Source organism: Candidatus Saccharimonadia bacterium (genome assembly GCA_035544015.1).
GTDB lineage: Bacteria > Patescibacteriota > Saccharimonadia > UBA4664 > UBA4664 > UBA5169.
The window spans coordinates 1-1,978 of sequence record DATKIP010000019.1; the positions used below are offsets into that span (position 1 = coordinate 1).

Annotated in this window: 2 protein-coding genes; one reads left to right on the plus strand and one right to left on the minus strand. The window is 58.9% G+C overall.

Going from position 1 to position 1,978, the window contains the following annotated elements:
* Positions 1 to 13: 13 nt before the first annotated feature.
* A complete protein-coding gene (locus VMT30_02045; protein ID HVQ43725.1) occupies positions 14 to 358 on the minus strand; it encodes a hypothetical protein in 345 nt (114 codons plus the stop codon).
* A 14-nt stretch (positions 359 to 372) separates the two neighbouring features.
* On the opposite strand from VMT30_02045, the gene VMT30_02050 reads away from it, so the two are divergent.
* Positions 373 to 1,550, plus strand: a protein-coding gene (locus VMT30_02050) for an IS3 family transposase (GenBank protein ID HVQ43726.1) whose coding sequence is annotated in 2 segments (ribosomal slippage) — positions 373 to 637 and positions 637 to 1,550 — 1,179 coding nt in all. Because the reading frame shifts where the segments join, the coding sequence is not laid out codon by codon here.
* The last annotated feature ends 428 nt before the right edge of the window (positions 1,551 to 1,978 follow it).

Genomic DNA, 1,978 nt, shown 5'->3' on the forward strand with positions numbered 1-1,978 from the left:
CGGGACTGAACACCTAGTCTGCTGGTGTACCAGGGCGCGGATCGTCCCAGATACGATTGAACTCGCCAATTATATCAGTAGTCCCCGCCGTTGATGGTCGTTCCTTGGCACCAGTCCGTCCGCTGCTGACAAGCTTCTCGACCGTTGACGCTTGGTCGGAGCTTTTCTTTGCTAACGCTTGCTCCTCTTCGACACCGCTGCCGCGCTCAAACTTGGGATTAGTTGGCGGTAAATCGACGCCGGTGAGCAGATAGGGCGCAGCGTCGGGATAGAAATTCGGATGGATCGCGGTGAACACCGCGTCCGGATTGATCCTCCCCCTTTGAAGTGGTCCGACCTGAACTATGTCTTTTGACATGAAGGAGGACTGCAATGCCGAAGAAGCGATACACGCCTGAAGAGATCGTCGCGAAGTTGCGGCAGGTCGACGTTCTGGTCTCGCAGGGCCAGAACATCGCTGACGCGATCCGCCAGATCGGCGTGAGCGAGGTCACCTATTATCGGTGGCGTCAAGAGTACGGTGGGCTCAAGGCCGATCAGGTGAAGCGCCTGAAGCAGCTCGAGCAGGAAAATAGTCGTCTGCGCAGGGCAGTCTCCGACCTGACCCTGGACAAGCTCATTCTGCAGGAGGCTGCCCGGGGAAACTTCTAAGCCCCGCGCGTCGTCGCGCCTGTATCGAGCAGATCCAAGCGGTCATGCATGTCTCCGAGCGGCGCGCCTGTGCGGCGCTCGGACAGCACCGTTCGACGCAGCGCAAGGTACCGCGGGGCCGTGAAGACGAAGAGCGGCTCACTGCCGACACCATCGCACTGGCCCGGCAATACGGCCGCTATGGCTATCGCAAGATCGCCGGGTTGCTGGAGCAGGCGGGCTGGCTGGTCAACGACAAGCGGGTCGAGCGGATCTGGCGGCGCGAGGGGCTGAAGGTCCCCCATAAACAACCCAAGCGCGGCCGGCTCTGGCTTTCGGATGGATCATGCATCCGGCTGCGGCCCGAGCACCGCAATCACGTCTGGTCCTACGACTTTGTCGAGGACCGCACCCACGATGGCCGGAAATATCGAATGCTCAACGTCATCGATGAGTTCACCCATGAATGCCTGGCAATCCGGGTGGCCCGCAAGCTCAAGGCCATCGATGTGATCGATGTTCTGTCCGATCTCTTCATCCTGCGTGGCGTGCCCGGCCATATCAGGTCCGACAACGGCCCAGAGTTTGTAGCCAAGGCTGTGCAAGAGTGGATTACAGCGGTCGGCGCAAAAACCGCCTACATCACCCTGGGCAGCCCCTGGGAGAACGGATACGTCGAGAGCTTCAACGCACGCTTACGCGATGAACTGCTCGACGGCGAAATCTTCTACACGTTGCGAGAGGCTCAGATCGTCATCGAGAGTTGGCGGCGTCACTTCAACACGATCAGGCCGCATGCATCGCTCGGCTACAAGCCACCAGCCCCCGAGGTGTTCGTGCCTGCATTCGCCGCGTGGCCGGCTGCGCTACGTCAACCAGCTTCGCTAGCCACGCTAGCACCGAGGCTGGTCTTGAACTAACATTACACTTGGACCACCCAATGGGGTCTCATCACGGTCCCGTGGGCGTTCTCAAACCTTGTTGTATAACTCAAAGCGAAGGCACTCGACGATCGGGTATCTGAGCCCTATGGAGTTCGAGCGGAAGGCTGGATTCGCCTAACTGCGTGTCATCCAAACCGGGTGCAGGCCATCTACATAGGCTGATGACAAGGTTGCTCGTTTTCTTTGCTCCCAGTCTCTATCTGCCTGAGCTTCTGATACCAACAAAAATACCAACAAATCGCGCGGATACCAACAGATCGCCGCGCACCGCTGCGAACAGGCCGATGCAACAAATGCCGGCATTTACTGGATTATTTGGCCTTCAGCGAACAAACGCGAACGGCGGCGAACGACGAAGTGGTGCCCCTGGCCGGACTCGAACCAGCACAATGTTGCCATTACCT